The organism is Natrinema sp. HArc-T2 (assembly GCF_041821085.1).
Classification (GTDB): domain Archaea; phylum Halobacteriota; class Halobacteria; order Halobacteriales; family Natrialbaceae; genus Natrinema.
This window is the reverse complement of record NZ_JBGUAZ010000019.1, coordinates 1-4,199: the sequence shown is the minus strand read 5'-3', so window position 1 is coordinate 4,199 and position 4,199 is coordinate 1. Positions and strand designations below refer to the sequence as shown.

At 55.5% G+C, this 4,199-nt stretch carries 5 protein-coding genes and 1 pseudogene; 2 read left to right on the top strand and 4 right to left on the bottom strand.

Annotated features, from left to right (window positions below):
• From ACERI1_RS18705 to ACERI1_RS18690, 4 genes and pseudogenes are all read right to left on the bottom strand, one after another.
• Positions 1 to 702: pseudogene (locus ACERI1_RS18705) on the bottom strand (ISH3 family transposase); the annotation flags it as partial.
• Between the two features lie 738 nt (positions 703 to 1,440).
• Entirely contained in the window at positions 1,441 to 1,626 is a 186-nt protein-coding gene (locus tag ACERI1_RS18700) for a hypothetical protein (RefSeq protein ID WP_207271227.1), read from the bottom strand.
• Positions 1,616 to 1,972 carry a HalOD1 output domain-containing protein gene (locus ACERI1_RS18695; RefSeq protein ID WP_373619987.1) on the bottom strand — a complete coding sequence of 119 codons (357 nt, stop codon included), beginning with the start codon at positions 1,970 to 1,972 and terminating at the stop codon, positions 1,616 to 1,618. Before ACERI1_RS18695 ends, ACERI1_RS18700 begins: the two co-directional genes overlap by 11 nt.
• Before the next feature lie 82 nt (positions 1,973 to 2,054).
• On the bottom strand, positions 2,055 to 2,699 hold the full coding sequence (locus ACERI1_RS18690) for a helix-turn-helix domain-containing protein (protein WP_373619986.1): 645 nt from the start codon (positions 2,697 to 2,699) through the stop codon (positions 2,055 to 2,057).
• 191 nt (positions 2,700 to 2,890) lie between these two features.
• Here ACERI1_RS18690 and ACERI1_RS18685 point away from each other — a divergent pair, with 191 nt between their 5' ends.
• Positions 2,891 to 3,556 carry a helix-turn-helix domain-containing protein gene (locus ACERI1_RS18685; RefSeq protein WP_373619985.1) on the top strand — a complete coding sequence of 222 codons (666 nt, stop codon included), beginning with the start codon at positions 2,891 to 2,893 and terminating at the stop codon, positions 3,554 to 3,556.
• Positions 3,557 to 3,614: 58 nt separating this feature from the next.
• Entirely contained in the window at positions 3,615 to 4,022 is a 408-nt protein-coding gene (locus ACERI1_RS18680) for a hypothetical protein (RefSeq protein ID WP_373619984.1), read from the top strand.
• Positions 4,023 to 4,199: the final 177 nt, after the last annotated feature.

Sequence of the window (4,199 nt, the reverse complement as noted above, 5' to 3'; positions counted from 1 at the left end):
ATACTCCGTCCAGTAAGAGACCGACGTGTCTAGTTTCTCAGCCATCTGTTTTCCACGACGGATGACAGGGAGAGCGACTGGTGCGACTGCATCCAGTCGCTCGATCGACGTTCCGTCGTAGAATCCGCGGTCAACGAGGAGGCCAGCGACAGGGAAAGGAAGGGCCGCGACGTGGTCGAGCAGTCGCTCGACCGCGTCGCTTTTGGGTTCATCACCTCGGACAGGAGTAACCGCGACGACGAGCGGCTTGGCTCGGCAAAGGACAAACCCAACAAGGTAGCGATGGCACTGGGAGGTGCCATCGCGGGGTATCGTATGACAGAGCTCTCCGGCATCACGGTGTGGCCAGCCGTGGTAGTGGATGTCGACGAAGTCGAGGCAGATGATCCTCGGGCCGGGGCCGAGGATCATCGCCGCTTGCTGAGCGAGGAGGTCGTTAACGACGGCTTTGAGTTCAGCAGCAGGAACGGTATGAAGCTGAGCGAGTGTGTAGTCGTCGGAGTACGTTCCGAGAGTGCTGTCAGTGACAGCCTTGATGGATTTCTGATCGACAGCGGCTTGCAGGAGTGTCTGCCGGATGATCCCGGAGTCGAAGCCATAGCCTTCGACTCCGGGGATCGGGATCTCAGAGAGGAGATCAAGCGCTAACTTTTCGAGGTCAGCGGCCGTAAGGACAGTGTCTGGGTGGTACAACAACTTCATCAACACCCATCCAGACGCTTCCTGAGAATCTAACCCTGTCAGTTGTGGCTATCTTCTGACTCGATGGGAACTACCGAATATCCCAACCCAGCGGTGCGGTGCCGTGGGAAGCCTCGCCGTTTACGGCGAGGAGGAGGTCACGCACCGGTGAAGAACTAACGGGTGGAATACGCTGACACGTGAGCTTCCCGTACGGTTGACCAATGCGGACGCACCGTCATGGGACGCAGTCATTCATCGACTTCATGCAGACGTATCTTCAAGACCATCCAAAACGTTGCCCGGCATGTGGGAACGTCGCTCGCGCCCGCCCAGAGTGGCGAATAGTTGTTCAAGTAGTCGTGCAAGCCCAAAGCGCCACTCAGCAGCAAATCGATTACAGGACCAGGTTACTCGTCATGATCGTCATCGATCTGTTCAAGAAACCGACGTACCTCGTTGAATTTCATTCCTCGCCGTACCTTGTCTTCGAACCTGTCGAACTCGACGAACCCCTCATCCGATAATTCGGGAAGTAGGACGTGATGGAGTTCGTAACAAATCGTGAGGGTACTCCCCAGAGTTGAGAGTCTCTCCCTTACGAAGAATCGGGTCAGCAGACATCGAACTCTCGTTGAGGAGCGCACGTAATACTCGCCGCTGTTGCGCTGAGAGTACCCGTTTGATGCGATCTTGGTTACAGCGTTCGTCACTCACAGGTCAAGTAGTTGCTGCCGATCCGGCCACGCTCGAAGTCGTTCACTCCGAATGCTCGTTCTTTTCGACTTCGGTGACGATCACGTCCCAGTCAGGATGTTCGACCCCATTCCGACATTCGAATCCGCCTTCCACATCGATTCCACTCTCGTAGGCCCTGCGAAGGAGGTCTTTCAGCTCCGCGTTTAATTCTTCCTTCGACGCAAGCGAGGTCTCCTCAGACGTCATCTTCCCGCCCCCTTTCGTGTTTCTCCACTGTGAGTTCGTTTTCTGGTGTGATAGTGATCACACCGTAGCTGTGTACGGTTATTGCGTGCCCCTCGTGCGTGAATGCAGCGTGGGTATCCCCGTTTGTCCCGTTGCGAACGCGGACGAGCGCATCTAATTCGTCGGCGTCAACAGTGGAATGGAGCGGGTCGAGTTCTACAGGGTCAGTATCCATTACGTCCGCCAGCGTTGCGACAACAGCCATGCTCGCTGGTGTCTTCTCCTGATCGAACTGGGTGCGAACAGTCCCAGATTCCTGAGCGTACTCAACCGCTTCTACTCCAACCCCAGATATCGTTGTACCCATCTAGACTGATTCTAGCCGTCTGAGTCGGTTCAACAGGGATACTGATAATACAGCAGGTTTAAAAGGCAGACTGTCCGAACGGTCACGACGAACTACTGAGTGTCGCTCCAATGAGGCGTCGATGCCCGCGTCGAAGGCGTGACGAGAGCGATTGCTGGGTGATGTCGAGCTCGTCGGCGATCTCTTCGAGCGACACCTCGCGTGGGGTGTCGAAGTAGCCCCGCTCGTAGGCTAACACCAGCGCCTCACGTTGGGTCTCGGTTAACTCGTAGCCCTCGCCCTGGATCGGAAGCATCGCGTGGACGGCGGTGATTGTTATCGGAATGTCGTTTTCTTGGCAGTACTCTCGAAACTCGGCAATTGTCTCCTGACTTTCGCCGCGCACCTCGAATCGCCATTCGTCTTTCGTACCGATTCCGGAGAGCACGACGACGTTGGCCTTGGCCAACGCACTCAGGATGCCGAAGTACTCTTGTTCCCACTCGGCACGCATGAGATACTCGTCTTCGACGCTATCGACCACTCGGATGTTGCTCACGCCGGCGTGTTGTTCGAACTCAGCTTCGATATCCGCCGTTTCCACATCGCGTACCCAGAAGTACGGGATAATCAGCGTCTGGTGTGGAATCAGCCGCTCCAGTTCGACCGTCACACCTGGCAAGTTTTCGAACACACTCCCCAGTGGGAACTCCGCTGTCGGGCTCGTAAACTCCATCACAGTCGCCATGCGGAACCTTTCGTCTAGCAGACAAATAACCGGCATGGGTGGTGTATCATGGCTTTGAGACGAGCCAACGCACAGTTGTTGGCCGGGATAGTGTATGCTGCGAGCGGGGAGTCCGTTTGACACCCGGAAAGCCATGGTACACCATGTCATCTCCTTTTGTACGACCGGGCAATCTAGTCGCACAAGCGAGCATGAGTGTAATAACGGAGATTCGCATCCCATCCGATGCTTTTGAACTCGGGCAAATCCTCAGTCTAGAGCAAGCCTCGGCCATCGAACTGGAAACGCTCGTCCCGAGTGGGGACGTGACCGTGCCGCTCTTCTGGGTCTACGAACCGGTCGAAAACGGCTTTCTCGATACGGTCGAGCGCTATCCAACGGTTAATAGCGTCACGGAGGTGGACGTGTTCGACGACCGGACGCTCATCAGGCTCGACTGGGATGCGAGCCAGGACCACCTTTTTCAGTGCATTTTGGAACACGACGGGCAAATACTAGGTGCTACTGGATCACCGAAAGGGTGGAATTTCGAGATCCGATTCTCAGACCGCGAAGCAATGAGTCAGTGCCAGGCCTGTTGTGAGGACGCGCACATCTCCTTGGATTTAACCCGTATATACAATCCGACGGACCCCGATGCTGGTCCGTGGTACGGCCTGAGTGAGCCCCAACGAGAAGCGTTGACGCTTGCTATTCGAAGGGGATACTACGACATTCCACGAGGGTGTACGACCGCAGAGTTAGCTGACGAACTCGGAATTTCCGATCAAGCAGTGACGGAGCGACTGCGTCGTGCTATTGGGACGTTCGGGAGGTACGCACTTCTCACGCCCGAGTCAGCAGCGGAAATGGACTGACTGTTTCCATTATGCACCATGGGACAGAGCCAGGCAGATGGGACTACGCTATGTGAGTATGGATGAGAGTCGAGAGCTGGGGACACGTGATATACAGTCAATTGATGAGGGTACCGGTTCTTCGGGACGTGAGAGATCGATCTCCCCCGATACGATTCTGTCGGCAGTAGCGAACGAACACCGACGCGCCACCCTCAACGCGTTGGACAACGCTTCTGAGAAGACACTGGAATACGATGCGCTCGTAGATCGCGTTGCAGACCAGGTTCGGAACGAAGACCCGAGACGGGAGTCAGACGAACACCAACAACGCGTCCGAATCGCACTTCACCATACTCATCTTCCAAAACTGGAGGAGGCTCGGATAATCGACTACGAGGCTAAAACGGGGCACGTCCGGTTTGTTGGCGGTGAACTGGAACAAGATCTCCTGACGTTGGTCGAGCCGTACGAGGCCTACGAGTGACAGAATATCGGATCGACTTCCCCTTCGTTCGACCTAAATCAGCCGTATTGTACGAATATATATTGTTCGTCGTCTTCATTCTCTCATTGAAACGATCTGGGTGAACGAGGATGGGGAACGGTTGATTGATACTACAGTTCCATCGGCGCTTCGAGCGAGGGATCGGCATCAAGGATC

Excerpts from the sequence above, each read along its gene's own strand:
- ACERI1_RS18700 (WP_207271227.1), bottom strand. The coding sequence starts at position 1,626 with ATGACGTCTGAGGAGACCTCGCTTGCGTCGAAGGAAGAATTAAACGCG.
- ACERI1_RS18695 (WP_373619987.1), bottom strand. The coding sequence starts at position 1,972 with ATGGGTACAACGATATCTGGGGTTGGAGTAGAAGCGGTTGAGTACGCT.
- ACERI1_RS18690 (WP_373619986.1), bottom strand. The coding sequence starts at position 2,699 with ATGGCGACTGTGATGGAGTTTACGAGCCCGACAGCGGAGTTCCCACTG.
- ACERI1_RS18685 (WP_373619985.1), top strand. The coding sequence starts at position 2,891 with ATGAGTGTAATAACGGAGATTCGCATCCCATCCGATGCTTTTGAACTC.
- ACERI1_RS18680 (WP_373619984.1), top strand. The coding sequence starts at position 3,615 with ATGGATGAGAGTCGAGAGCTGGGGACACGTGATATACAGTCAATTGAT.